The sequence below is a fragment of the Amycolatopsis sp. NBC_00355 genome (genome assembly GCF_036104975.1).
GTDB lineage: Bacteria > Actinomycetota > Actinomycetes > Mycobacteriales > Pseudonocardiaceae > Amycolatopsis.
On sequence record NZ_CP107982.1, the window covers coordinates 7,993,411 to 8,017,336 of the forward strand.

19 protein-coding genes are annotated in these 23,926 nt (G+C 71.2%); 12 read left to right on the forward strand and 7 right to left on the reverse strand.

All coding sequences use genetic code 11. The annotated features are described in order from the left end of the window. Positions 1–1,346: 1,346 nt before the first annotated feature. Complete coding sequence (locus OHS18_RS36830) at positions 1,347–1,532, forward strand: hypothetical protein (RefSeq protein WP_328444687.1); 186 nt, start codon at positions 1,347–1,349, stop codon at positions 1,530–1,532. Here the strand turns inward: OHS18_RS36830 and OHS18_RS36835 are convergent. Then, positions 1,529–2,473: an ATP-binding protein gene (locus tag OHS18_RS36835; protein WP_328613869.1), complete on the reverse strand. Its 945-nt coding sequence runs from the start codon at positions 2,471–2,473 to the stop codon at positions 1,529–1,531. The genes OHS18_RS36830 and OHS18_RS36835 overlap by 4 nt on opposite strands. Before the next feature lie 142 nt (positions 2,474–2,615). Between OHS18_RS36835 and OHS18_RS36840 the strand changes: the two genes are divergently transcribed. Both OHS18_RS36840 and OHS18_RS36845 read left to right on the forward strand, forming a co-directional pair. Then, positions 2,616–4,022, forward strand: a complete 1,407-nt coding sequence (locus OHS18_RS36840; protein WP_328618646.1) for an RNB domain-containing ribonuclease — start codon at positions 2,616–2,618, stop codon at positions 4,020–4,022. Further along, positions 4,019–4,792 carry a helical backbone metal receptor gene (locus OHS18_RS36845; RefSeq protein ID WP_328613870.1) on the forward strand — a complete coding sequence of 258 codons (774 nt, stop codon included), beginning with the start codon at positions 4,019–4,021 and terminating at the stop codon, positions 4,790–4,792. Before OHS18_RS36840 ends, OHS18_RS36845 begins: the two co-directional genes overlap by 4 nt. Before the next feature lie 51 nt (positions 4,793–4,843). Here OHS18_RS36845 and OHS18_RS36850 read toward each other — a convergent pair whose 3' ends face one another. Further along, entirely contained in the window at positions 4,844–6,271 is a 1,428-nt protein-coding gene (locus tag OHS18_RS36850) for an aldehyde dehydrogenase family protein (protein WP_328613871.1), read from the reverse strand. Then, a complete protein-coding gene (gene gabT, locus OHS18_RS36855; protein WP_328613872.1) occupies positions 6,268–7,623 on the reverse strand; it encodes a 4-aminobutyrate--2-oxoglutarate transaminase in 1,356 nt (451 codons plus the stop codon). The genes OHS18_RS36850 and gabT overlap by 4 nt, the downstream gene beginning before the upstream one ends. A gap of 102 nt (positions 7,624–7,725) precedes the next feature. Between gabT and OHS18_RS36860 the strand changes: the two genes are divergently transcribed. Then, positions 7,726–9,186 (forward strand): PucR family transcriptional regulator, encoded by a 1,461-nt coding sequence (locus OHS18_RS36860; protein ID WP_328613873.1) that lies wholly within the window; start codon positions 7,726–7,728, stop codon positions 9,184–9,186. A gap of 29 nt (positions 9,187–9,215) precedes the next feature. On the opposite strand, the gene OHS18_RS36865 is transcribed toward OHS18_RS36860, so the two are convergent. Further along, a complete protein-coding gene (locus OHS18_RS36865; protein WP_328613874.1) occupies positions 9,216–9,929 on the reverse strand; it encodes a cache domain-containing protein in 714 nt (237 codons plus the stop codon). A 34-nt stretch (positions 9,930–9,963) separates the two neighbouring features. Further along, positions 9,964–10,692, reverse strand: coding sequence for a FadR/GntR family transcriptional regulator (locus tag OHS18_RS36870; RefSeq protein WP_328613875.1), 729 nt, complete (start codon positions 10,690–10,692; stop codon positions 9,964–9,966). A gap of 112 nt (positions 10,693–10,804) precedes the next feature. On the opposite strand from OHS18_RS36870, the gene OHS18_RS36875 reads away from it, so the two are divergent. Genes OHS18_RS36875 through OHS18_RS36895 form a run of 5 tightly spaced genes read left to right on the forward strand, consistent with a single transcriptional unit; the run spans position 10,805 to position 16,165 of the window. Beyond that, positions 10,805–12,226 carry a gamma-aminobutyraldehyde dehydrogenase gene (locus OHS18_RS36875; RefSeq protein WP_328613876.1) on the forward strand — a complete coding sequence of 474 codons (1,422 nt, stop codon included), beginning with the start codon at positions 10,805–10,807 and terminating at the stop codon, positions 12,224–12,226. Between the two features lie 8 nt (positions 12,227–12,234). After that, complete coding sequence (locus tag OHS18_RS36880; protein WP_328613877.1) at positions 12,235–13,317, forward strand: ABC transporter ATP-binding protein; 1,083 nt, start codon at positions 12,235–12,237, stop codon at positions 13,315–13,317. Beyond that, positions 13,314–14,516 carry an ABC transporter substrate-binding protein gene (locus OHS18_RS36885; RefSeq protein WP_328444671.1) on the forward strand — a complete coding sequence of 401 codons (1,203 nt, stop codon included), beginning with the start codon at positions 13,314–13,316 and terminating at the stop codon, positions 14,514–14,516. The genes OHS18_RS36880 and OHS18_RS36885 overlap by 4 nt, the downstream gene beginning before the upstream one ends. Before the next feature lies 1 nt (position 14,517). Beyond that, positions 14,518–15,357 (forward strand): ABC transporter permease, encoded by an 840-nt coding sequence (locus OHS18_RS36890; RefSeq protein WP_328444669.1) that lies wholly within the window; start codon positions 14,518–14,520, stop codon positions 15,355–15,357. A 10-nt stretch (positions 15,358–15,367) separates the two neighbouring features. Beyond that, on the forward strand, positions 15,368–16,165 hold the full coding sequence (locus OHS18_RS36895; protein ID WP_328444667.1) for an ABC transporter permease: 798 nt from the start codon (positions 15,368–15,370) through the stop codon (positions 16,163–16,165). A 91-nt stretch (positions 16,166–16,256) separates the two neighbouring features. On the opposite strand, the gene pip is transcribed toward OHS18_RS36895, so the two are convergent. Next, positions 16,257–17,195, reverse strand: a complete 939-nt coding sequence (gene pip, locus OHS18_RS36900) for a prolyl aminopeptidase (protein ID WP_328613878.1) — start codon at positions 17,193–17,195, stop codon at positions 16,257–16,259. Between the two features lie 437 nt (positions 17,196–17,632). Between pip and OHS18_RS36905 the strand changes: the two genes are divergently transcribed. Next, positions 17,633–18,559, forward strand: coding sequence for an undecaprenyl-diphosphate phosphatase (locus OHS18_RS36905; RefSeq protein WP_328444663.1), 927 nt, complete (start codon positions 17,633–17,635; stop codon positions 18,557–18,559). A 1-nt stretch (position 18,560) separates the two neighbouring features. Further along, positions 18,561–19,436, forward strand: a complete 876-nt coding sequence (locus tag OHS18_RS36910) for a cytochrome c oxidase assembly protein (protein WP_328613879.1) — start codon at positions 18,561–18,563, stop codon at positions 19,434–19,436. Here OHS18_RS36910 and panB read toward each other — a convergent pair. Continuing rightward, a complete protein-coding gene (gene panB / locus OHS18_RS36915) occupies positions 19,433–20,317 on the reverse strand; it encodes a 3-methyl-2-oxobutanoate hydroxymethyltransferase (RefSeq protein WP_328444659.1) in 885 nt (294 codons plus the stop codon). The two genes, OHS18_RS36910 and panB, sit on opposite strands and share 4 nt — an antisense overlap. Positions 20,318–20,582: 265 nt before the next feature. On the opposite strand from panB, the gene lysX reads away from it, so the two are divergent. Next, on the forward strand, positions 20,583–23,906 hold the full coding sequence (gene lysX / locus OHS18_RS36920; protein ID WP_328618647.1) for a bifunctional lysylphosphatidylglycerol synthetase/lysine--tRNA ligase LysX: 3,324 nt from the start codon (positions 20,583–20,585) through the stop codon (positions 23,904–23,906). Positions 23,907–23,926: the final 20 nt, after the last annotated feature.

Genomic DNA, 23,926 nt, shown 5'->3' on the forward strand with positions numbered 1-23,926 from the left:
ACCCGAGCTGTCCGCTTCGCAACGGGAGGAATCCGCAGGTTCGCAGGCTGCGGGTATCGATCTGCCGACTTCGCTCGCCGGTGTGCCTGCTGAGCCTTCGGCGCCGCCGGCTGCCTCGCAGCCTGCGGTTTCGTCGCCTGCTCCGGCTGGCGGGCAGCCGGAGCAACCCGCTGTTCGGCCGTCTGCACCGCAAGGCTGGCAGCCCGGCACGGCCAGCGGTCCCGGTGCGTCACAGCCTGGCGGACTCGTTGCGCCGCAGGCCGGTCCGCCACGTGCCTCACAGCTGGGCCAGTTCGCGGCTCCTCCCGCGGCGACGTCTTCGCAGCAGCACGGCGAACAGGGTGGTCCGGCCCAGCCCGGTCAGCCCACCTCACCGCCTCCTGAGCCGCAGGTCGGCCAGCAGGGCTCACCCGTGTCGTCGGGACCGCAGCCCGGTTCAGCCATGCCGCCGGTATCGCAGCCCGGCCACTCAGGCTCGACTGTATCGCCTGGACAGCAGCCTGGTCAGCCGGGTTCAGCTGCGCCGCCTGGACCGCAGTTCGGTCAGCCGGGGTCGGTCGTGCCGTCGAATCCGCAGCCTGGTCAGCCGGGTTCGGCTACGCCGTCAGGACCGCAGGTCGGCTCGGCCATGCCTCCGGGCTCGCAGACCGGCCAATCGCAGCCCCTGCCAACCTCGGCGTCGCCCCAGACCGGCCAACCGCAGGCCAGCCCGCCTCAACCGCAAGCACCGCAGGCCGGGCCGCCTCAGCCGCCCACCGGCCCGCCGCAACCACCGGCGCCCACTGGCCAACCCCAGCCGCCCACCGGCCCGCCGCAACCACCGGCGCCCACTGGCCAACCCCAGCCCGCACCGCAAGCCGGCCAACCCCAACCTCAACCTCAGCAGCCCGCAGGACTGCCCCAGCAGCCCGCGGGACTGCCGCAGCCGCCGGCAGGTCAACCCCAGCCGTGGGGCCCCGCCAACGGCCCTGCCCGGCCCGCGCAGACCCGGCAGCCCGCCAAGCCCGTCTTCCCCGGCCCGGAATCGACACCCCAGTCCTTCCCGACCCGGCACGCCGCCCCGGTCCGGCCCGTCTTTCCCGGTCCGAACTCCGCGCCCCGGCCGCCGAGTCCGGAGGTTCCGCCTGTCTTCCCCGGGCGGGAGCCGCTGCCGCAGCCGAGTGGGCAGGACGCCGATACCCCGCCGCGCGGTACCGCCATGCCTTCCCGTGGCTGGTTCGACGAGATCGATGATCAGCCCGCCGAACCCGAGGCGCCGCCGGAGTTCGGGCCCACCGGGCAGCCGACGGAGATCCCCTACCGGTACAAGCGCTGACAGACTCGCCCCGGGATGCCAGGCTTGGGGTATGGCCAAAGACCCGAACCCGGACCCGGGGTGGTACTACAACACTCGCACCAATCAGGTCGAGCATCTCGAGCGCTCGCGCAGCGTCGACCTGCTCGGCCCGTACCCCGATGAGGCCACCGCCCGTCGCGCCCTGGACATCGCCAGGGAACGGACCCGGCAGGCCGACGCCGACGACGCCGACTAGACGACCACCTGCGGCCCCAGCACGAACTCGGGGTCCACTTGCGCGGCGAGGTCGGCGCCCGCCCAGGCCTGGGCGTTGCGCAAGTGGAACTCGACGGCTTGACGCTGGTAGCGCGCCCAGTCGCGCTGCTCGGCGTCGACCGCCGCGTGCATCGTGCGCAGCGTCGACAGGTTGCGCGGCTCCAGCTCGCCGATCGGGCGGGTCGTGCCGCGCTCGGCCGCGCGCACGTGCCGTGACGCCGACATCCACCCCAGCAGCGCGTCGCCGACCTGCTCCTGCAGGAACTCGACGTCCTCGTCGTCCGTCACCTTGTTGCCGACGACGACGAGGCGCACGCCGAAGTCGCGCGCGTAGTCCGCGTACTGCCGGTAGACGCCCACGCTGCGCACCGTCGGCTCGCACACCAGGAACGTCACGTCGAACCGTGTGAACAGCCCCGACGCGAAGGCGTCGGCGCCCGCGGTCATGTCCATCACGACGTACTCGCCGTCGACGTCGACCAGGTGGTTCAGCAGCAGCTCCGCGGCGCCGACCTTCGAGTGGTAGCACTTGACGCCGAGGTCGTCCTCGTCGAACTGCCCGGTGACGCCGAGGCGCACGCCGCCCAGCTGCCGGAAGCACGTGTCGAACACGGGGTTGTCCTCGAACGGCCGGACCAGCCGCGACCCGCGCCCCGGCGGGGTCGTCTTGATCATCGACGCCGCGTCGGCGATCCGCGGGTTGTCACCCCGCAGGTAGTCCTTGATCAGGGCCATGTTGTCGCCGAGTGTCGGCCAGGCGAGCGCTTCCTCTTCGGTCGCGCCGAGCGCCACCGCGAGGTGCTGGTTGATGTCGGCGTCGATGGCCAGCACCGGTTTGCCGGCGTCGGCGAGGTGCGCGACGAACAGCGACGACAGCGTGGTCTTGCCGCTGCCGCCCTTGCCGACGAACGCGATCTTCACGATCGGATCCCTTCTTGGCAATGAAGACGGTTTTCATTATTGCGGAAGTCAACGTACACCCGACCGGCCCAAGCCCGATCGGGCGATCACAGTGGCGTTTCCCGGGCCGTTCGCGGGTTAGGGTTGGGGTGTGCCTCCCCTCGTGATCAGGACACACTCGGCGGGCGGGGACTTCGGCCCCCTTCGCGCCGAGTTTTCGCTGCCGGAGTCCTTCGGGCCCGAGGTGCTGGCCGAGGCCGAAGCCGCGGTCCTGGATCCGCTGGCCGCGGCCGGGCCCCGGGAGGACGCGACGGACCTGCCGTTCGTCACCATCGACCCGCCCGGCTCCAAGGACCTCGACCAGGCGATGGTCGTCGAGCGGACCGCGCACGGCTTCCGGGTGCACTACGCGATCGCCGACCTGGCCGCGTTCGTGCCGCCCGGCGGCGCGCTGGACCGGGAGTCGCGGCGGCGCGGGCAGACGCTCTACCTGCCCGACGGCAACGTCCCGCTGCACCCGCCGGTGCTGTCCGAGGGCGCGGCGAGCCTGCTGCCCGGCGAGATCCGGCCCGCGGTGCTCTGGACCATCGACACCGACGAGGCGGGTGAGCCGACGGCGACCCGGGTGCGCCGCGCGCTGGTCCGGTCCACCGAGCAGTTCGACTACGAGACGGTCCAGGCCGCGCTCGACGCCGGAAATCCGCACCCGTCGGTGGCCGCGCTGCCCGAGCTGGGACGTCGGCGGCGCGAGCTGGCCGTCCGGCGTGGCGCCGTCGAGCTGCAGCTGCCCGAGCAGGAGATCAGCGGCGACCCGGACGGCGGCTGGGTGCTCGCGCGCCGCCCGCGCACCGTCGTCGACGCCTGGAACGCCGAGATCTCGCTGCTCACCGGGATGGCCGCCGCGCAGATCATGATCGACGCGAAGATCGGCGTCCTGCGCACGCTGCCCGACCCGGAGCCCGAGGCCGTCGACTGGCTGCGCCGCTCCGCCGAAGCGGTCGGCATCGCCTGGCCGGCGGCCGACACCGTCTCGGAGTTCCTGTCCCGGCTGGATCCCCGCCAGCCCGCGGCGATGGCGATCTACGCGGACACGACGCGGTTGCTGCGCGGCGCCGGCTACACGGCTTTCGACGGCGAACTGCCCGCGCTGACGACGCACGCGGGCATCGGCGGCGCGTACGCGCACGTGACGGCGCCGATCCGGCGGCTGGTCGACCGGTTCGCGACGGAGATCTGCCTCGCGGTTTCGGCCGATCGCGAGGTGCCGGAGTGGGTCCACGCGGCGCTCACCGACGTCCCGGACCGGATGACGGCGTCGGACACCCTGGCCGCGAAGGTCGAGCGGGCCTGCATCGACCAGGTCGAGGCGTGGGTGCTGGCCGAGCACGTCGGCGGTGAGTTCAGTGCCATCGTGCTGCGCGCGGACGAGAACAAGGCCGAGATCCTGGTCGAGGACCCGACGGTGATGGCGAAGTGCGCGGGGGAGAAGCTGACTGCGGGCGCGCGCATCGGCGTGCGGCTGACCGCGGTGGACGTCGAGAAGCGGAAGGTGTCGTTCGAACGCGCATGAGCCACCTCGTCGACGATCTCGGGGAGCCGGTGCCCTTGGACGGCCCCGCGTCCCGGGTGGTGTCGCTCGTCCCGTCGCTGACCGAAGCGGTCGAGGTCAGCGCGCCCGGCCGGCTGGCCGGGGCCACCGACTACTGCACCCATCCGTCCACTTTGGACGTCCCGCGGGTGGGTGGGTCGAAGTACCCGAAGCTCGACCGGGTGCTGGACCTGGCGCCCGACCTCGTGCTGGCCAACTCGGAGGAGAACCGCCCGGAAGACGTCGAACGGCTGCGCGCCAACGGGATCCCGGTCTGGGTGATGGAGGCGTCGGCCTCGGTCCCGGCCGCGCTGGGTTCGCTGCGGCGGATCCTGACCCAGGCGTACGACCTGGCGGAGCCGGACTGGCTGGTCGCGGCCGAGGAGATCTGGCGCGAGGTGCGCCCGGTCCGGTTCCACGCGGTGGTCCCGGTGTGGCGCAAACCGTGGATCGTCCTGGGCCGCGAGACGTTCGCCGGTGACGTCCTGCGCCGGGTCGGCGTGGCGAACGTCTACGCGGGTTCCGAGGAGCGCTACCCGCGGCCGGACGTCGAGGAGCTGCGCGCGCACTTCGCGGCGGACGCGGACCTGCTGGTGCTGCCGGACGAGCCGTACTTGTTCACCGAGGAGGACGGCCCGGACCACTTCCCGGACGAGCGCTACGTCCTGGTCTCGGGCCGCCACCTCACCTGGTATGGCCCTTCCCTGGTCGACGCGCACGCCGCGCTGCTGGAGGCCCTGCCAAAGCCGTGAAGGGCACCTTCAGGGACATAGAGTCCCTGAAGGTGCCCTTCACGGCTTCGGCTACAGCGTCAGGCCGGTCAGGACCGTTACCCGCTCCTCGGTGAAGTCCGCCATCGCCGACGCCGGGCCTTCGCGGCCTACGCCCGAGTCCTTCACGCCGCCGTACGGCATCTGGTCGGCCCGGAAGCTCGGGACGTCGCCCACCAGAACCCCGCCGACCTGCAACGCGGCCGAGACCGAGAAAGCCGTCGGGAGGTCTCGCGTGAACACGCCTGCCTGCAGCCCGAAGCGGGACGCGTTGATCCGCGCCACTCCCTCCTCGACCGACGCGACGCGGATCAGCGAGACCACCGGGCCGAACACCTCGTCGGCCATCACCGACGCGTCCTCCGGGACGTCCGCCAGCACCGTCGGCTCGAAGGTCGCACCGGACCGCGAACCGCCGGTCAGCAAGCGACCGCCTGCAGCGACAGCAGCGGAAACCCACGAGGAAACCCGAGCGGCCGCGTCCTCATTGATCATCGGGCCGACGTCGACACCCTCGGCGCGCGGGTCGCCCGTGCGCAGAGCGCCGACCTGCGAGAGGACCTTCTCGGCCAAAGCGTCGAAAACGTCAGCGTGCGCGTACACCCGCTGCACCGAGATGCACGACTGGCCGGCCTGGTACATCGCGAACGTCGCGATGCGCTGCGCCGCGAAGTCGAGGTCCGTCCAATCGGGACAGACGAGGACCGCGCCGTTGCCGCCCAGTTCCAGCGCGACGTGCTTGCGCGGCACGCTGTCGCGGATGCTCCAGCCGACCGGGACCGAGCCGGTGAACGACACCACCGGCAGCCGCGGGTCCTGGACCAGCCGCGACGACGTCTCGTTGTCCACCGGCAGGATCGACCACGAGCCCGCCGGAAGATCGGTGGCAGCCAGGATCTCGCCCAGCAGCAACGCCGTCAGCGGCGTCGCGGGCGCGGGCTTGAGCACGATCGGCGCGCCGACCGCGATCGCCGGGGCCACCTTGTGCGCCACCAGGTTCAGCGGGAAGTTGAACGGCGTGATGCCCAGTACCGGCCCGCGCGGCACACGCCGGACCAGCGCCAAGCGCCCGGTACCACCCGGGTCGGTGTCGAGGCGCTGCAGCTCGCCGGAGAAGCGGCGGGCCTCCTCGGCGGCCCAGCGGAACGTCGACACCGCGCGGCCGACCTCGCCGCGCGCCCACTTCAGCGGCTTGCCGGACTCGGCCGTGATGAGCTGGGCGATCTCCTCGGACCGCTCACCCAACGCCCGGGACACGTGGTCCAACGCCCCGGCGCGGACGTGTGCGGGCAGCGTCGCGAACTCGTCGCGGACGTCGTGCGCGGCCTGGACCGCGGCCTCGACGTCCGAAGTGGACGGTACGAAATGCGACCCGGCGAGCGAGCCGTCGAAGGAGTGCCGGACATCGGCGGTCGCGCCGCCGGTCACCGGCTTTCCGGCGACCCAGAAGGGGAAAGTCACGAGCGAGCCTCCGTGCGGACAGCGTGCTCGAGGACCGAAAGGCCCTCGTCGAGCAGGTCGGTGGACAGCGAGAGCGGCGGCAGCAGGCGGACGACGTTGCCGTAGGTGCCGCAGGTCAGCACGATGACGCCGGCCCGGTGACAGGCCGCCGCGACGCGCTTGGTGAGGTCGGCGTCCGGCTCGGTCGTGCCCGGTCGGACGAACTCCGCGGCCAGCATCGCGCCGCGGCCACGGACGTCGCCGATCACGCCGGTTTCGTCGGCCAGCGCGCGCAGCCTCGGCAGGACAACCCCTTCGATGCGCTTCGCCGACGCCGCCAGGTTCTCGGATTTCATCGTCGCGATCGAGCCGAGCGCGGCGGCGCAGGCGATCGGGTTGCCGCCGTACGTGCCGCCGAGGCCGCCGGGCACGACGGCGTCGAGCAGTTCGGCGCGGCCGGTGACCGCGGCGAGGGGCAGGCCGCCCGCGATGCCCTTGGCCGTCGCGACCAGGTCCGGGACGACGTCCTCGTCGTTCGACGCGAACCAGGAACCGGTGCGGCAGAAGCCGGTCTGCACTTCGTCGGCGACGAACACGACGCCGTTTTCCTCGCACCAGGCCGAAAGTGCGGGCAGGAAGCCGCGCGCGGGCTCGATGAACCCGCCCTCGCCCTGGATCGGTTCCAAAACGACGGCGGCCACCTGGTCGCCACCGATCTGCTTTTCGATCCGGTCGATCGCCAGCGCGGCCGCCTCGGCGCCGGACAGGCCGTCGCGGTACGGGTACGAGCCCGGCACGCGGTAGACCTCGGGCGCGAACGGGCCGAAGCCGTGCTTGTAGGGCACCGACTTCGCGGTCATGCCCATCGTCAGGTTGGTGCGGCCGTGGTAGGCGTGGTCGAACACGACGACGGCCTGGCGCCCGGTCGCGACGCGCGCGATCTTCACGGCGTTCTCGACGGCTTCCGCGCCGGAGTTGAACAGCACCGACTTCTTCGCGTGGTCGCCCGGTGTCAGCTCGGCCAGGGCTTCGCACACCTCGACGTAACCCTCGTACGGCGTGACCATGAAACAGGTGTGGGTGAACAGCCCGGCCTGCTCGCGGACGCGGTCCACCACCGCCGGCGCGGAGTGCCCGACGCTGGTCACCGCAATGCCGGAGCCGAGGTCGATCAGGACGTTGCCGTCGGCGTCGGTGAGCAGGCCGCCGACGGCGGAGGTGACGTAGACGGGCAGCACCGAGCCGACCCCGGCGGCGACCGCGTTGGCGCGCCGCTCCTGCAGCTCGCGCGAGGCGGGGCCGGGGATCTGGGTGCGCAGTCGGCGCTGCCGGGGTGCCGGGGCCTGCGGCTCGGCGGTGGTGCTTGCGGTCACGGCGTGCTCCTCCGGACGGGGGTGGACGTCCCCAGGATGAGGTGCGGCGCGGCTGCCGTCAGCTGGCCGTTCTGGCTATTTCGAGGAGTAGAATTGGCCGTTATGGCACTCACGTTGCGCGGCCTGGCCGCCGACCGCCCGCTCGGCCTGCGCGTGCTGACCGGCGACGCTCTCCTGGACCGCCCGATCGGCTGGGTGCACCCGACGGAACTGACCGACCCGCAGGCCTTCCTCGAAGGCGGCGAGCTGCTGCTGACGACCGGCCTGGCCCTGGACGAGGAGACGTCCCCCGCGTATGTGCGCCGCCTGGTGGACGCCGGCGTCGCGGGCCTCGGCTTCGGCGTCGGCCTGAGCCACGACGAGGTGCCGGCCACGCTGATCGCCACCGCGGCCGAAGTGGGGCTGCCGCTGCTGGAGGTGCCGCGCGAGACGCCGTTCATCGCGCTCACCCGCGCGGTCTCGCGAGCGGTGGCGGCCGACGAGTACGCCACGACGGTCCGCATCGGCAAGGCCCAGCAGGAACTGACCCGCACGGCGGTCGGCAAGGGCGGCCCGGCGGGGGTGCTGCGCAAACTGGCCAAGCTGATCGACGGCTGGGTCCTGCTCTTCGATCGCACCACGGTCACCGAAGCCGCTCCGGCGAGTGCACGGGCGTACGGCGCTTCGCTGCGCGAAGAGCTGGAGCGCCTTCGCACCGGCACACGCGTGGTGCCCCTGGGGGAGGACGAGGTGGTGCTGCAGACGCTCGACACCAGCGCGCGCCGCGTGCTGGCGGTCGGGACCGCGGTGCCGCTCGACACGGCCGGGCGGCACATCGTGAACACCGCGGTTTCCGTGCTTTCCCTTGCGCTGGAACAGGATCGCGCGCAAGCCTCGGCGCGGCAGGCTTTGCGGTCGGGCCTGGTGGAGCTGCTCGTCGGCGGGCAGGACGAGCTGGCGCTGCGGGTGCTGACCACGACGGGCGCCGAAGCGCCGGAAGGGCCGTGGTCGGTGCTGGTGTTCGCCGGCGCGGCCGCGTCACGGCGCAAGCTCCTGGACGCATTGGAAGGCGAGCCGTTGTTCGCGGCACGCTGGGACGCGTTGGTGGTGGCCTTCGGCTCGGGTCAGGTGATCGACACGGTGGCCGACGCGGCGCTGCGGATCGGCGGCCTCCACGGCGGTGTCGCCGGGCCGGTGTCCGCGGCGGACTTCGCGGCCGGCCTGGAACAGGCGGAGCTGGCGGCCCGGGCGGCGGAAGCCGAGGACAAGATCCTGTTGTCGGCGGCCGAACACACCGGCCGCGGCCTGCTGTCCCTCATCGATCCGGTGGTGGCGCAAGCGTTTGCCCACGGCCTGCTGGCCCCGCTGCGCGAACACGACGAGACCGGCCGCGGCGACCTCGTCGGCTCGTTGCGCTGCTGGCTGGAACACCACGGCCACTGGGACATCGCGGCGGCCCGCCTCGGCGTCCACCGGCACACGCTCCGCAACCGGATCCGGAAAGCGGAGGAACTGCTCGGCCGTGACCTCGACTCACCGGGCGTCCGCGCGGAACTCTGGGTGGCTCTCCAGACTCAGGCCTGACCCGAACGCCCCAAGGCCACATGGGGGCGCTAGTCCGCGTTCACCAGCACGATCGGCGAATCCCCGCACCGACGCAGCACCGGACCGGGCTCCGCGCCCGACGACCACCAAGCCGGTACGTCCACCTCGCGCACCAGCGACCCCGTGGCCTGCCGGACGCTGTTGGACACGATCACCCGCCCCTGCGCGTTCAGCAGCGCCGCGCCGCGTCCGAGGGACCGCAACCGAGGACGGACCGCGCGCTCGAACTCGCGCACGTACACGTCCGCGCCCACCACGCCCGCGAAGGCACCCGCCGAAAAGACCGGGATCGTGAACGTCAGGGTGTACTCGTCGGTGCACAGGTAATCGACGTACGGGCCGTTGATGTGCCGGCGTCCGGTGTCGCGCGGGACGGTGAACCACGACTGGCGCGTGTAATCGAGGAAGTTCTCGCTGCCCGGGTCGAGGCTGATGAACAACTGGGACGGCGGCTCGCAGGCCGAGCCGGTCCACCACTCGAAGCCGAACTCCGAGTCCGCGAGCACCCGTGGCGCGCTGACAAAACCGGCGCCGACGATCAGCCCGCCGAGGGCCTCGGTGACGGCCGGGCGGATCCGGTGCAGTGCCGAGGCGAGCGGAGCGTCGGCCAGCACCGACTCGGCCGCCGCGAGCAACGGCTTCAGCCGGTCGAAAACCCCTTCCACCAACGCGCAAACCTGCTCGACGACCTCGTCGCCGGCCAGCGTGCGGGTGTCGTCCACGGTGCTCACCTCGATGCGCGGGTTGGGACGGAGCTTACGGGGCGAGCAAGTCCAAGTGCACGTCCGCGAGCCGGTCGAGCGCTCCGAGGACGTGCTCTTCGGTGAGCTTGCGGGCCAGGTCGCCGTCGGCCGCCGCGATCGCCGCGGTGATCGCCGCGTGCTCCTCGTGCGGGTGCGTGCCGAGCGGCAGCCACAGCAGCCCGCCCAGCTCCCGTTGCAGCTGGACCTCTTCGTGCGTCAGCCGCGTCGACTGCGCGGCCGCGGCGATCTCCAGGTGGAACTGGCGCTCCGCCCGCGTGAAGTCGATGCCGTGGGCCGTGCGGAGGTCGTCGGTGGCCAGGCGCAGCCGCTCGACGTCTTCGGGGGAGCTGCGCTCGGCGGCGAGCTTGGCGGCGGCCCCGGCGATCGCGAGGTAGTGGTCGCCGACGTCGCGCAGGTCCGACAGCGACACCTCCTGCAGCCGCTCGCGCCAGACGTCCGCGGGCGGGTTGGCCGGCGTGCGGACGAAGCTGCCGCCGCTGCGCCCCCGCCGCGTCTCGACCAGGCCCTGCTGCCGCAGCGCCACGAGCGCCTCCCGGACCGTCACGGTCGAGACGCCGAACTGCGCGGCCAGGTCGGCCTCGCTGGGCAGCTGCTCCTCGTCGGCGAGCAGGCCGAGGGTGATGGCGTCGACGAGCCGCGCCGCCACCGCCTCCGCCCGCCCGACCTGCCCGAGCGGGGCGAACATGGCGGAGCGCGCGCTGTGCGACATCCCCTGGCGCATCGTGCCCCTTCGGCCGTCGGAGTACCCGTTCGCACCAATCTTGCCTGATCCGCTTGTCCTATTACATATGGACTTATATGTTTTAGCTCCCGCGAACCCGAGGGAGTCACTCGTGCAGGAGCTGAAGCACTACGTCGGCGGCGCCTACGTCGAGTCCAAGTCGGGCCGGACGGCGGAGATCACGGACCCGGTCACGGGGCGCCCCTACTGCACCGCGCCGATCGCCGGACCCGAGGACGTCGACCACGCCCTGCAGGTCGCCGCGGCCGCGTTCGAGACCTGGCGCGCGACGACGCCCGCCCAGCGCCAGCTCGCCCTGCTGAAGATCGCCGACGCGCTCGAAGCCCGCGCCGACGAGGTCGTGCGCGTCGAATCCGCGAACACCGGTAAGCCGATCGCGCTGACCCTGGCCGAAGAGATCCCGATGGTCCTGGACCAGGTCCGGTTCTTCGCCGGGGCCGCGCGCGTGCTCGAAGGACGCTCGGCCGGCGAGTACCTGGAAGGCCACACGTCGTTCGTGCGCCGCGAGCCGATCGGCGTCTGCGCCCAGGTCACGCCGTGGAACTACCCGCTGCTGATGGCCATCTGGAAGATCGCGCCGGCGCTCGCCGCGGGCAACACGGTCGTGCTCAAGCCGTCCGACACCACCCCGGCCTCGACGCTGCTGCTGGCCGAGATCGCCGGCGAGTTCCTGCCGCCGGGCGTGTTCAACGTCGTCTGCGGCGACCGCGACACCGGCCGTGCCCTGGTCGAGCACGACATCCCGGCCATGGTGTCGATCACCGGCTCGGTCCGCGCGGGCATCGAGGTCGCTCGCAGCGCCGCGAACGACGTCAAGCGGGTGCACCTGGAGCTGGGCGGCAAAGCGCCGGTCATCGTCTTCGGTGACGCCGACCTCGAAGCCGCCGCCGAAGCCATCGCCGTCGCGGGCTACTTCAACGCCGGCCAGGACTGCACCGCCGCCACCCGGGTACTGGTCGCCGACGAGGTGCACGACGAGTTCGTCGGCGCCCTGGCCCGGCAGGCCGAGGGCACGAAGACCGGCAAGCCGGACGACGAAGACGTCGCCTACGGCCCGCTCAACAACGCGGCCCAGCTGGACAAGGTGGCCGGGTTCATCAACCGCCTGCCGAAGCACGCGACCGTCCACTGTGGAGGTAGAAGGGTCGGCGACGAGGGCTACTTCTACGAGGCCACGGTCGTCTCCGGCGTCAAGCAGGACGACGAGATCAGCCAGAACGAGATCTTCGGCCCGGTCATCACCGTCCAGCGGTTCTCCGACGAGGCCGAAGCGCTGACCGACGCGAACGCCGTCCAGTACGGCCTCGCGTCCTCGGTCTGGACCCGCGACCACCAGCGGGCGATGCGCCTCGCGGCGAAGCTCGACTTCGGCTGCGTCTGGATCAACACGCACATCCCGCTGGTCGCCGAGATGCCGCACGGCGGTTTCAAGAAGTCCGGTTACGGCAAGGACCTCTCGCTCTACGGCCTCGAGGACTACACCCGGATCAAGCACGTCATGAGCGCTCTGTGAGGCTGGCGATGCCGAACCAAGCACCTTCCGACACCCGGGTGGAACCCGCGTCGACCAGCGACGACGGCCGCCCCGCCGTCCGGCTTTCCGGACTGCGCAAGCACTTCGGCGACGTGCACGCGGTCGACGGCGTCGACCTCGACATCCCGCCGGGCGAGTTCTTCTCGATGCTCGGCCCGTCCGGCTCCGGCAAGACGACCGTGCTGCGGATGATCGCCGGGTTCGACCTGCCCACCGAGGGCACGATCGAGCTGGCCGGTCGCGATGTCAGCCGCCTCGCGCCGTTCGAGCGCGACGTCAACACGGTGTTCCAGGACTACGCGCTGTTCCCGCACATGAGCGTGCAGCAGAACGTCGAGTACGGCTTGCGCGTGAAGCGCGTCCCGAAGCAGCAACGCCGTGAGCGGGCGCTCGAGGCCCTCAAGACCGTGCGGCTGGAGGACTACGGCTCCCGCAAGCCGGCGCAGCTCTCCGGTGGACAGCGTCAGCGCGTCGCGCTCGCCCGCGCGCTGGTCAACCGGCCCAAGGTGCTGCTGCTCGACGAGCCGCTCGGTGCGCTCGACCTCAAGCTGCGGCTGGCGATGCAGCTGGAGCTCAAGCAGATCCAGCGCGACGTCGGCATCACGTTCGTCTTCGTCACCCACGACCAGGACGAGGCGCTCACCATGAGCGACCGGATCGCGGTCTTCAACGACGGCAGGATCGAGCAGGTCGGCTCGCCCGAAGAGGTCTACGAGCGGCCCGCGAGCGCGTTCGTCGCGGGGTTCGTCGGGACGTCGAACCTGCTGGGCGGCCGCGGCGCCGAGTCCGTGATCGGCCGGCCGGGCCTGTTCAGCATCCGGCCGGAGAAGATCCGCATCGACGACGAGCTGTCCGAGCCCGCCGCCGCGGGGGAGACCAGCGCGACCGGCACGGTCACCGACGTCGTCTACGCCGGCGCGACCGTGCGCTACTCCGTCGCGCTCGACGCCGGCGGCCAGCTCTCGGTCGTCCGGCAGAACACCGACGGCGCCCTGGCGGCCGGCCGCGTCCGGCTCAGCTGGCGCCACGAACACAGTTTCCCGGTCAGTACCCCGGAAGGAACGCCATGAAGAACAGGAAGACGCGGCTTGCCGGACTCCTCGGCGCCAGCCTGCTGTTGGCTGCATGTGGCACATCGGGCACGAGTTCGTCCGCGCCGCCCGGCGCGCAGGGGTTCACCCCGCCGAAACTGGAGGCGCTGAAAGCGCTCGGGCAGCCGGAAGGCCAGCTGAACGTGCTGGCCTGGCCCGGATACGCCGAGAACGGCTCGAACGACCCGAAGATCAACTGGGTCACGCCGTTCGAGCAGCAGACCGGGTGCAAGGTGAACGTCAAGCCGTTCGGGACGTCCGACGAGGCCGTCACGCTGATGAAGACCGGCCAGTACGACGTCGTCTCGGCGTCCGGGGACGCGTCGCTGCGGCTGGTGGCCTCGGGTGACGTCGAGCCGGTGAACACCGCGCTGGTGCCGAACTACGCCGACGTCCAGCCGTTCCTCAAGGACAAGTCGTGGAACAGCGTCGGCGGCGTCGCCTACGGCATCCCGCACGGCTGGGGCGCGAACCTGCTGACCTGGCGCACCGACAAGGTGACGCCGGCGCCGGGCTCGTGGTCGGTGATGTTCGACGCGAACTCGCCGTACAAGGGCAAGGTCATCGCCTACGACTCGCCGATCTACATCGCCGACGCCGCGCTGTACCTGATGGCGCACCAGCCGGACCTGGGCATCAAGAACCCGTACGCCCTCGACGACAAGCAGTTCACCGCCGCGGTGAACCTGCTCAAGCAGCAGCGGCCGCTGGTGAGCGAGTACTGGTCGGACTACCTCAAGGAGTCGCAGGCGCTGAAGAACGGCGACGCCGTCGTCGGCACCGCCTGGCAGGTCACGGTCAACCTGACCAAGGGCGAGGGCGCGCCGCTGGAGTCGGCCGTGCCGAGCGAAGGCGCCACCGGGTGGTCGGACACCTGGATGGTCGCGGCGAAGTCGGCGCACAAGACGTGCGCGTACAAGTGGCTCGACTACATCGTCAGCCCCAAGGTGAACGCCCAGGTCGCCGAGTACTTCGGCGAGGCGCCGGCGAACACCAAGGCGTGCGCGGAGATGACGGACAAGACCCTCTGCGACACCTACCACGCCAGCGACTCGGCGTACGCGTCGAAGATCGCGTACTGGACCACGCCGATCCCGCAGTGCCTCGACGGCCGCACGGACGTCAAGTGCAAGGACTACGGCGAGTGGACCAAGGCCTGGACCGAGATCAAGGGCTGACATGACCGCGCTCTCGGCCTTCTTCTACAGGAAACCCAAGCTGCGCTTGGGTTTCCTGCTCTCGGCCCCGCTGCTCTGGCTCGGCCTGGCCTACCTGGGCGCACTGGCCGCGTTGTTCGTGACGGCGTTCTGGCACACCGACGCGTTCACCGGCCAGGTCGTCATCGAGTGGTCGCTGGACAACTTCACGACGTTGTTCAGCGACGCGGTGTACCGCACGATCACCTTCCGCACGGTCGGGATCGCGGCGCTCGTGACCGTGATCGACGCCGTCATCGCGTTCCCGATGGCGTTCGCGATGGCCAAGCTGGCGTCGCCGCGGGCACAGCGGATCCTGGTGATCGCGGTGATGACGCCGTTGTGGGCGAGCTACCTGGTGAAGGCGTACGCGTGGCGGTCGATGCTGTCCGGCAATGGCGCCTTGAACTGGCTTTCGCCCGGTTACGGCGTCACGGCGACGATCATCACACTGTCGTACCTCTGGCTGCCGTACATGATCCTGCCGATCTACGCGGGCCTCGAGCGGCTGCCGGACTCCCTTGTGGACGCTTCGGGCGACCTCGGCGCACGCTCGTTCCGGACGTTCCGCTCGGTGATCCTGCCGCTGACGTTCCCGGCGATCGTGGCGGGCTCGATCTTCACGTTCTCGCTGTCGCTGGGGGACTACATCGCGGTGAAGATCGTCGGCGGCACGTCGCAGATGCTCGGCAACGTCGTCTACGACAACATCGGCGCGGCCAACAACCTGCCGTTCGCGGCGACGGTGGCGACCGTACCTGTGGTGATCATGCTCGTGTACCTGGCCGCGGTGCGCCGCACCGGCGCGCTGGACAACCTCTAGGAGTGTCGGCGTGCGGACGTCTCGGGTGCTCTTGTGGACGGCGCTGGGTCTCGGCTTGGCGGTGATCTACTTCCCGCTGCTGGTGGTGCTGCTGAACTCGTTCAACGCGGACACGACGTTCGGCTGGCCGCCGTCCCGGTTCACCCTCGAATGGTGGAGCCGCGCGTCCTCGAACGAAGGTGCGTTGAACGCGTTGTGGACGAGCGTCCAGGCGGGCCTGGCGGCGACGGCGATCGCGTTGCTGCTGGGCACGATGGCCGCGTTCGCGTTGCAGCGCTACCGGTTCTTCGGCCGCAACCCGGTGTCCCTGCTGATCATCCTGCCGATCGCGCTGCCGGGGATCGTCACGGGCATCGCGCTGAACAACGCGTTCCGGACGATCCTCGGCATCAACCTGGGCCTGCTGACGGCGATCATCGCGCACGCGACGTTCTGCATCGTGGTGGTGTTCAACAACGTCGTCGCGCGGCTGCGGCGGATGGGCGGCAACCTGGAGGAAGCGTCGATGGATCTCGGCGCGACGGGCTTCACGACGTTCCGCCTGGTGACGTTCCCGATGCTGCGCTCGGCGCTGCTGGCGGGCGGGCTGCTGGCGTTCGCGCTGTCGTTCGACGAGATCATCGTGACGACGTTCACCCTGGGCACGGGCATGGAGACGTTGCCGATCTGGATCTACAACAACCTGTTCCGCCCGAACCAGGCGCCGATCGTGAACGTGGTGGCGGCGGTGCTGATCGTCGCGTCGACGGTGCCGGTGTACCTGGCCCAGCGCCTCTCGGGCGACACGGCTTCGGGCGGCCGCCTCTAGTACCCAGGTCTGCCGCGGCTCGTCGTGAGTGTTCAGGGCGGTTCTAACCGCCCTGAACACTCACGACGACTTGCACCGAACGTTCGGCGGGCTACGGGCGGAACGAGTCCGTCGCGGCGCGCAAGGCGGCCAGGACGCCCGGGTCGGTCACCGCGTGCCCCGCGCCCTCGATCAGCTTCAGCTCCGACCCCGGCCACGCCTTGTGCAGCTCGTACGCCGTGGTCGGCGGGCACACCGCGTCGTAACGGCCCTGCACGATCACGCCCGGGATCCCGGCCAGCTTGCCCGCGTCGCGGATCAGCTGGCCGTCCTCCAGCCAGGCGCCGTGGGTGAAGTAGTGCACCGCGAGCCGGGCGAACGTCAGGGCGAACGCCGGTTCGGCGTACTGCTGCACGAAGGATTCCTGCGGGTACAGGGAAACCGTCGCGCCTTCCCATCTGCTCCACGCGACCGCCGCGACGTCGCGGACCCGGGCGTCGGCGAGCAGGTCGGCGTACGCGGACAGGGGGTCGCCGCGCCGGTCTTCGGGGATGGGCGCCAGGAAGGCCTCCCACTCCCGCGGGAACAGGTTGGCCGCGCCGCCGCGGTAGATCCAGTCCAGCTCGCTGCGCCGCACGGTGAACACGCCGCGCAGGATGATTTCGCTGACGCGCGACGGGTGCGTCTCCGCGTAGGCGAGGGCGAGGGTCGCGCCCCACGAGCCGCCGAAGACCTGCCACCGCTCGATGCCGAGGCGTTCGCGCAGCAGTTCCATGTCGGCGACCAGGTGCCACAGCGTGTTGGCCGTGAGGTCGGCGGCGCCCGGCGTGGACTGCCCGGCGCCACGCTGGTCGAACAGGACGATCCGGTAGGCCCCGGGGTCGAAGTGCCGGCGCGCCATCGGCGCGATCCCGCTGCCCGGCCCGCCGTGCAGGACCACGACCGGCTTCCCGTGCGGGTTGCCGGCTTCCTGGCAGCGGATCCGGTGCCCGTCGCCGACGTCGAGGAATCCTTCGGCCCGCGCGGGGAGTGGCGGGTAGAGCTCGTCCATGCCCGACACTCTGCCGGAGGGGACCCGGCCGCTGTCCCGGTACCCGGGGTTGTTCCCCGAGCCGGGACAGCGCCGGGAAAAGTGGGGGCCCGCCCCCGCCGCCGGGCTGAGCGGGCCCCCAGTCCGTGACGCGTCAGCGCGCGGCTGTCGCGAATCCCGGAGGGCGGCGCACGAGGGCCGTCGGTGCGGCCGTGAAGGTCAGTTCCCGCTCACGCATTCCCGTCCTCCTCGTCGAGGGTTCGAACTTTTGTCGTGGCGGCGACGGGCTAGACGCTAAGCCACAAGTCGAACAACAGTCAAGGACATGATTGATGTTCATATACGTGAACACGCGCTGAGAGCACGCTGAGTGAGGAGGTCCCCCTTGCCCGCCGTTAACGAATGCGCCGGTACGTTCCGGTGTCGGGGTCGGGGAAACGCTGTACGAAAGGCACGGAATGTCCGCGGTGACCTATGTCGAGGCGATTGTCGTCGGCGCCTTGCAAGGGGTGTCGGAATTGTTTCCGGTGTCCAGTCTCGGCCACAGCATCCTGTTGCCCGCCTGGCTCGGCGGCCAGTGGCAGCAGGACCTGAGCATCGGCAAGGATTCGCCCTACCTCGCGGTGCTCGTGGCGATGCACGTGGCGACCGCGCTCGCGCTGGTGCTGTTCTTCCGGAAGGACTGGGTCCGGATCATCGCCGGCCTCTGGACGTCGGTCCGCGACCGCGAGGTCCGCACGGCCGACCAGCGGCTCGCGTGGCTGCTCGTGCTCGCCACCATCCCGGTCGGGCTGGCCGGCCTGCTCTTCGAAGGCCTGTTGCGCGACTACCTCGGCAAGCCCGTGCCGGCGGCGATCTTCCTCACGCTCAACGGCGGAGTCCTCTACGCCGCCGAGAAATTCTCCCGGCGGCGTCCCGAAGAGAATGACGACACCGTGGACTTCTCGGCCGAGGAAACGCTCGTCCTGCGGGCGGTCACCGTCGAGGAGGCGACCGACGTCCGGCTGGCGAAGCTGCGTGTCGGCGAGGCCGTCCTGATCGGTGCCGCGCAGATCTTCGCGCTGTTGCCGGGTATCAGCCGCTCGGGCATCACGATGGTCGCCGGGCTGCGTCGCGGGCTGGGCCACGAGGACGCCGCGCGGTTCGCGTTCCTCCTTGCCACCCCGGTGATCCTGGCCGCGGGCGTGCTGAAGATGCCGACGCTGTTCGCCCCGGAGAACCACGCCTCACTGGGCCCGGCGCTCGTCGGCAGCGTGATCGCCGGCGTCGCCTCGTACATTTCCGTCCGTTTCCTCACGGGCTACTTCGAAACGCGCACGCTGACCCCGTTCGCCATTTACTGTGTGGTCGCCGGAATCGCCAGCCTGATCTTCTTCGCGGTCTGACGTGCCCCTGACTTTCGACGTTCCCGCGGTGCTCGTGGTGCTCGCCTTGGGCGGGCTCTACTTCCGGGCGACGCGCCGCCGTGCGGCCCGGTGGCCTCCGGGCCGCACGGCGGCGTTCCTCACCGGGCTCGCGACCATCCTCGTCGTCACCTGCTCGCCGTTGGCCTTCTACGACCGGACGTTCTTCTGGGTTCGCGCGGTCCAGACCGTCACCCTGCTGATGATCACACCGCTGCTGCTGGCCTTGGGCGCGCCGATCCGGTTGCTGCTCGACGTCACCCCGGCCCGCTGGCTGCGACGGCACGGTCGCGGCCCGGTGGCCCGCGCGCTGACCTTCCCTCCGGTGATCACGCTCGCCCTGGTCGCCCCGGTCCTGGTGCTCTACCTGACCCCGCTCTACGACCTCACGCTGAGCTCGGCGGTGGTCGACGGACTGGCCCGGGCGGTGCTCGTCCTGTCCGGGTTCCTCTACTTCTGGACGCGCCTCGGGCTCGACCCGACCCCGCGCACGGACCCGCACCTGGTGTCGGTGTGGATCGCCTTCACCGAGGTCGTCTTCGACGGCGCCCTCGGCCTGGTGCTGTGGCTCGGCCCGCTGCTCGCCCCGGCGCACTACGAAGCCGCGCACCCGGGCCGGGGCCCGGACCCCCGCACCGACCAGATCGTCGGCGCGGGGGTGCTGTGGATCGGCGGTGACGTCGCCGGGCTGCCGTTCGTCATCGCGTTGTTCGTCCGCTGGGCCCGCGACGACGAGCGGCGCGCGAAGCAGATCGACGTCCAGCTGGACGAAGAAGCCGCTGTGGGCGCCGCGTCGACGTCGGGGCTCTGGTGGGAGAACGACCCGGCCCTGGCCGACCGGTTCAAGGGCCGGGGTTAGTCGTGGAACGCGTGTTCGGGTGCCGGGAACTCACCGCGGCGGACGTCCTCGGCGAACGCCGTCGCCGCGTCCTGCAGCACCGTCGCGACGTCGGCGTAGCGCTTGACGAACCGCGGCGCCTTGCCGCGCCGCAGCCCGGCCATGTCCTGCCAGACGAGCACCTGCGCGTCGCAGTCCGGCCCGGCGCCGATGCCGACGGTCGGGATCGCCAGTTCCGCGGTGACGCGCTTCGCGGCTTCGGCGGGCACCATCTCCATCACCACCGCGAACGCCCCGGCCTCCTGCAGCGCCAGCGCGTCGGCGAGCAGCACGTCCGCTGCTTCACCGCGCCCCTGCACCCGGTAGCCGCCGAGGTTGTGTTCACTCTGCGGGGTGAACCCGATGTGGCCCATCACCGGCACGCCCGCCGCGGTCAGCGCCTCGACGTGCGCGGCGAACCGACGGCCGCCCTCCAGCTTGACGGCGTGCGCGCGGCCCTCCTTCATGAACCGCACCGACGTCTCCAGCGCCTGCTGCGGCGAGAGCTGGTAGGAGCCGAACGGCAGGTCGGCGACCACGAGGGCGCGCTTGACCGACCTCGTCACCGCCCGGACCAGCGGCAGCAGCTCGTCGACCGTCACCGGCAGCGAGGTGTCGTAGCCGAAGACGTTGTTGGCCGCGGAGTCGCCGACGAGCAGCACAGGGATCCCGGCCTCGTCGAACAGCGCGGCGGTGTACATGTCGTACGCGGTGAGCATGGGCCACGGTTCGCCGCGTTCCTTGAGCTCCCGCAGGTGGTGCACGCGGACCTTCCGGCCCGGACCCGGTGCCGCGGGCGCGGCGGATCCGGTGCCGTACGGGGCGGCCACTTCTTCGGAGGCGGGCTTTTCGGTGGCTGACATCGTCGTCGACCGTCCTTCCCTCGGGGCCTGGGTGAGGTCCCCGGGTCGTGGAGCAGATGCCTCTCAACAGGCGTCTCAAAGCGTGACACGCACCCGCACCGACCTCGACCCCGTGCGACCAGCTTCACACCGTCGTGCGGCGGGACGAGCCGGCGTCAGCCTTCAGGTTGATGTCGGGGGACAACCAACCTGTGTTCACTGACGTCAAGAAGAGGTCATGAAAGGCATGGCGACCGAACGGCCGCGAAAGGCGACAACGGCGACGATGGGTACCACCGCGCAGACGCGCACGCGCATCCCCGCCTGGAAGGCGAAGAGCGGCGGCATCGTCGCCACCGTGGTGCAGCTCGCCGCGGTCTTTTCGGTGCTCCTGCTGCTCACCGGCGGCCCGCGCGGGCGCCTGATGAACGGCATCGACATGGGCTTCTCCGCCCTCAGCGTGCCGACCAGCGCGAGCCTGGTGATGGTGCTGCTGCTGGTGGTCCTGGGCGGGGCGCTGCGCCGCCGCAAGAAGGCGGCGCTCTACACGCTCGTGCTGTTCCAGGTCGGCGGGCTGCTGCTGACCCTGGCCCTGCAGGCGACCCTGCTGTGGTCACCCGATCTGCTGACGCTGGGGCCGAAGCAGGTCCGGCACATCCCGGCGCAGCTGTGGGCCCTGACCGCGGCCGACCTGCTGTCGATCGGGCTGATCGTGTTCCTGCTCGCGCTGCGCCCGGCGTTCCCGGCCCGGCTCGCGCCGAGCGCCTGGCGTGACGGCCTGACCATGCTGTTCGGCGGGTTCGCCGCGGTCATCCTGGTCGGCTGGGGCCTCAGCGAGGCCTTCCCCGGCCACCTCGGCGACACGTGGGAGCGCTTCGCCTGGGTCGTCAACCACGCCACCGGGGAAAACCTGCAGCTGCGGCGGATCGGCGTCGGCGAGGGGCCGGCCTGGCTGGACGTCTTCCTCGACCTGAGCGCGACCGTCGTCGCCACCGCCGCGCTGTACATGCTCTTCCGCGGGGTCCGCAGCCGCCGGCTGCGGACCGACCAGGAGGAGCTCCGCCTGCGTGAGCTGCTCGCCCAGCACGGCGAGGACGACTCCCTCGGCTACTTCGCCACCCGCCGCGACAAGAGCGTCGTCTTCGCGCCGAACGGCCGCGCCGCGGTGACCTACCGCGTGCTCGGCGGCACCAGCGTCGCCAGCGCGGACCCGATCGGCGACGTCGAGGCCTGGCCGGACGCGGTGCGCGCGTGGCTCGACGAGACGCGCACCTACGGCTGGACGCCCGGCGTGCTCGGGGCGAGCGAACGCGGCGCGAAGGCGTACACCGACGCCGGTATGCGGGCGCTGGAGATCGGCGACGAGGCGGTGCTCGACGTCCGCGAGTTCAGCCTCGCCGGGCCGGAACGGCGTTCGGTGCGCCAGGCCGTCAAGCGCATCGAGCGCGCCGGCTACACCTCGCGGGTCCGCCGCCACGGCGAGATCCCCGACACCGAAATGGCCGAGCTGCTGGCGCGGGCGCAGGCCTGGCGCGGCGCCGAGACCGAGCGCGGGTTCTCGATGGCGCTGGGCCGGCTCGGCGACCCGAGTGACGGCCGCAGCGTGATGGTCGAGGCCTACGACGCCCACGGCGAGCTGCGCGGGCTGCTGTCGTTCGTCCCGTGGGGCCGCCGCGGGCTTTCGCTGGACCTCATGCGCCGTGACCGCGACGCCGAAAACGGCCTCAACGAGTACATGATCGCCGTGGTCGTCGCGGCCGGGCCGGTACTGGGCGCGCAGCGGATCTCGCTCAATTTCGCCATGTTCCGCGCGGTCTTCTCGGAGGGGGAGCGGATCGGCGCGGGCCCGGTGCTGCGGGCCTGGCGCGGGATCCTGAGCGTCGCTTCGCGGTTCTTCCAGCTGGAGTCGCTGTACCGCTCCAACGCCAAGTACGGGCCCGAGTGGGAGCCGCGGTTCCTCTGCTACTCCTCGGCGCGGCGGCTGCCGCGGGTCGGCATCGTCGCGGGCGCGCTCGAAGGGTTCGTCCCGACCGGCCGGTCGCGGTCGCTGCGGCTGGAGACGGTCACCGACGGCTTCGTCGCCCGCGTCCGGGAGATCGAGGAGTCGGCGGCCGTGCCGGCGGCCAAGGTCGTGCGGCGGCCCGAGCAGGTGCGCGTGCGCGTCGCGAAGCTCGACAAGCTGCGCGAAGCCGGGATCGACCCGTACCCGGTCGGGTTCCGCCGGGACGACCACATCGGCGACGTCGTCAAGAAGTTCGGCGACCTGCAGCCGGACAGCGCGACCGGGCACCGGGTCCGGATCGCCGGGCGCGTGCTGGCGATGCGCATCCTCGGCGGGCTGTGCTTCGCGCGCGTCAAGGACTTCAGCGGTGAGATCCAGCTGATGCTGGACGCCGGGGAGCTGGACCTCACGGGCTGGCGGACCGGCGTCGACCTCGGCGACCACGTCGGCGTCAGCGGCCAGGTCGTCACGTCGAAGCGCGGCGAGCTCTCGGTGCTCGTCGACGAGTGGACGGTCACCGCGAAGTGCCTGCACCCCCTGCCGGACAAGCGGAAGGGCCTCACCGACCCGGAGACGCGGGTCCGGCAGCGCTACCTCGACCTGGCGGTCAACCCGGACTCGACGAACATGCTCCGGCTGCGGTCCACAGTGGTCCGCGCGGTGCGCGAGCGGCTGCACCACGCCGACTACCTCGAAGTCGAGACGCCGATGCTGCAGACGGTGCACGGCGGCGCCAACGCCCGGCCGTTCGTCACCCACATCAACGCCTACGACATGCGGATGTACCTGCGGATCGCGCCCGAGCTGTACCTCAAGCGGCTGTGCGTGGCCGGCGTCGAGCGCGTCTTCGAGCTCAACCGCAACTTCCGCAACGAAGGCGTCGACGCGACCCACAACCCCGAGTTCACGATGCTCGAGGCCTACCAGGCGTACGCGGACTACGACACCATGCGGAAGCTGACGCGCGAGCTCGTCCAGCATGCGGCCGAAGCGGCGTACGGCGCCCAGGTCGTGCGGCGGCCCGACACCGGCGGCAAGGTCGTCGAGTACGACATCTCGGGTGACTGGCCGGTGGTCCCGGTGCACGAAGCCGTCTCGGCGGCGCTGGGGGAGCACGTCGACTCGGGGACGTCGGTGGCGGACCTTCGCCGGTTCTGCCTCGCCGCCGGGGTGCCGGTCGGGGAGGACCCGAGCCACGGCGACCTCGTGCTGAAGGCGCACGAGCACCTCGTCGAGGGTTCGACCGTGCTGCCGACGTTCTACACGGACTACCCGACGGACGTCTCGCCGTTGACCCGGCAGCACCGGACCGACCCGCTGCTGGCCGAACGCTGGGACCTGATCGCGTTCGGTTCGGAGGTCGGCACGGCCTACACGGAGCTGACCGACCCGATCGAGCAACGACGCCGGCTGGAGGCGCAATCGCTGCGCGCGGCCAGTGGTGACGTCGAAGCGATGGAACTCGACGAGGATTTTTTGCTGGCGCTGGAGCACGGAATGCCGCCGACCGGAGGCCTCGGCCTGGGGGTAGACCGCCTGCTCATGATGTTGACGGGAGCGTCGATCCGCCAGACGGTCCTGTTCCCGTTCGTCCGTCCGCAGGCATAACGAGTGGGTCGCCCTGGTCA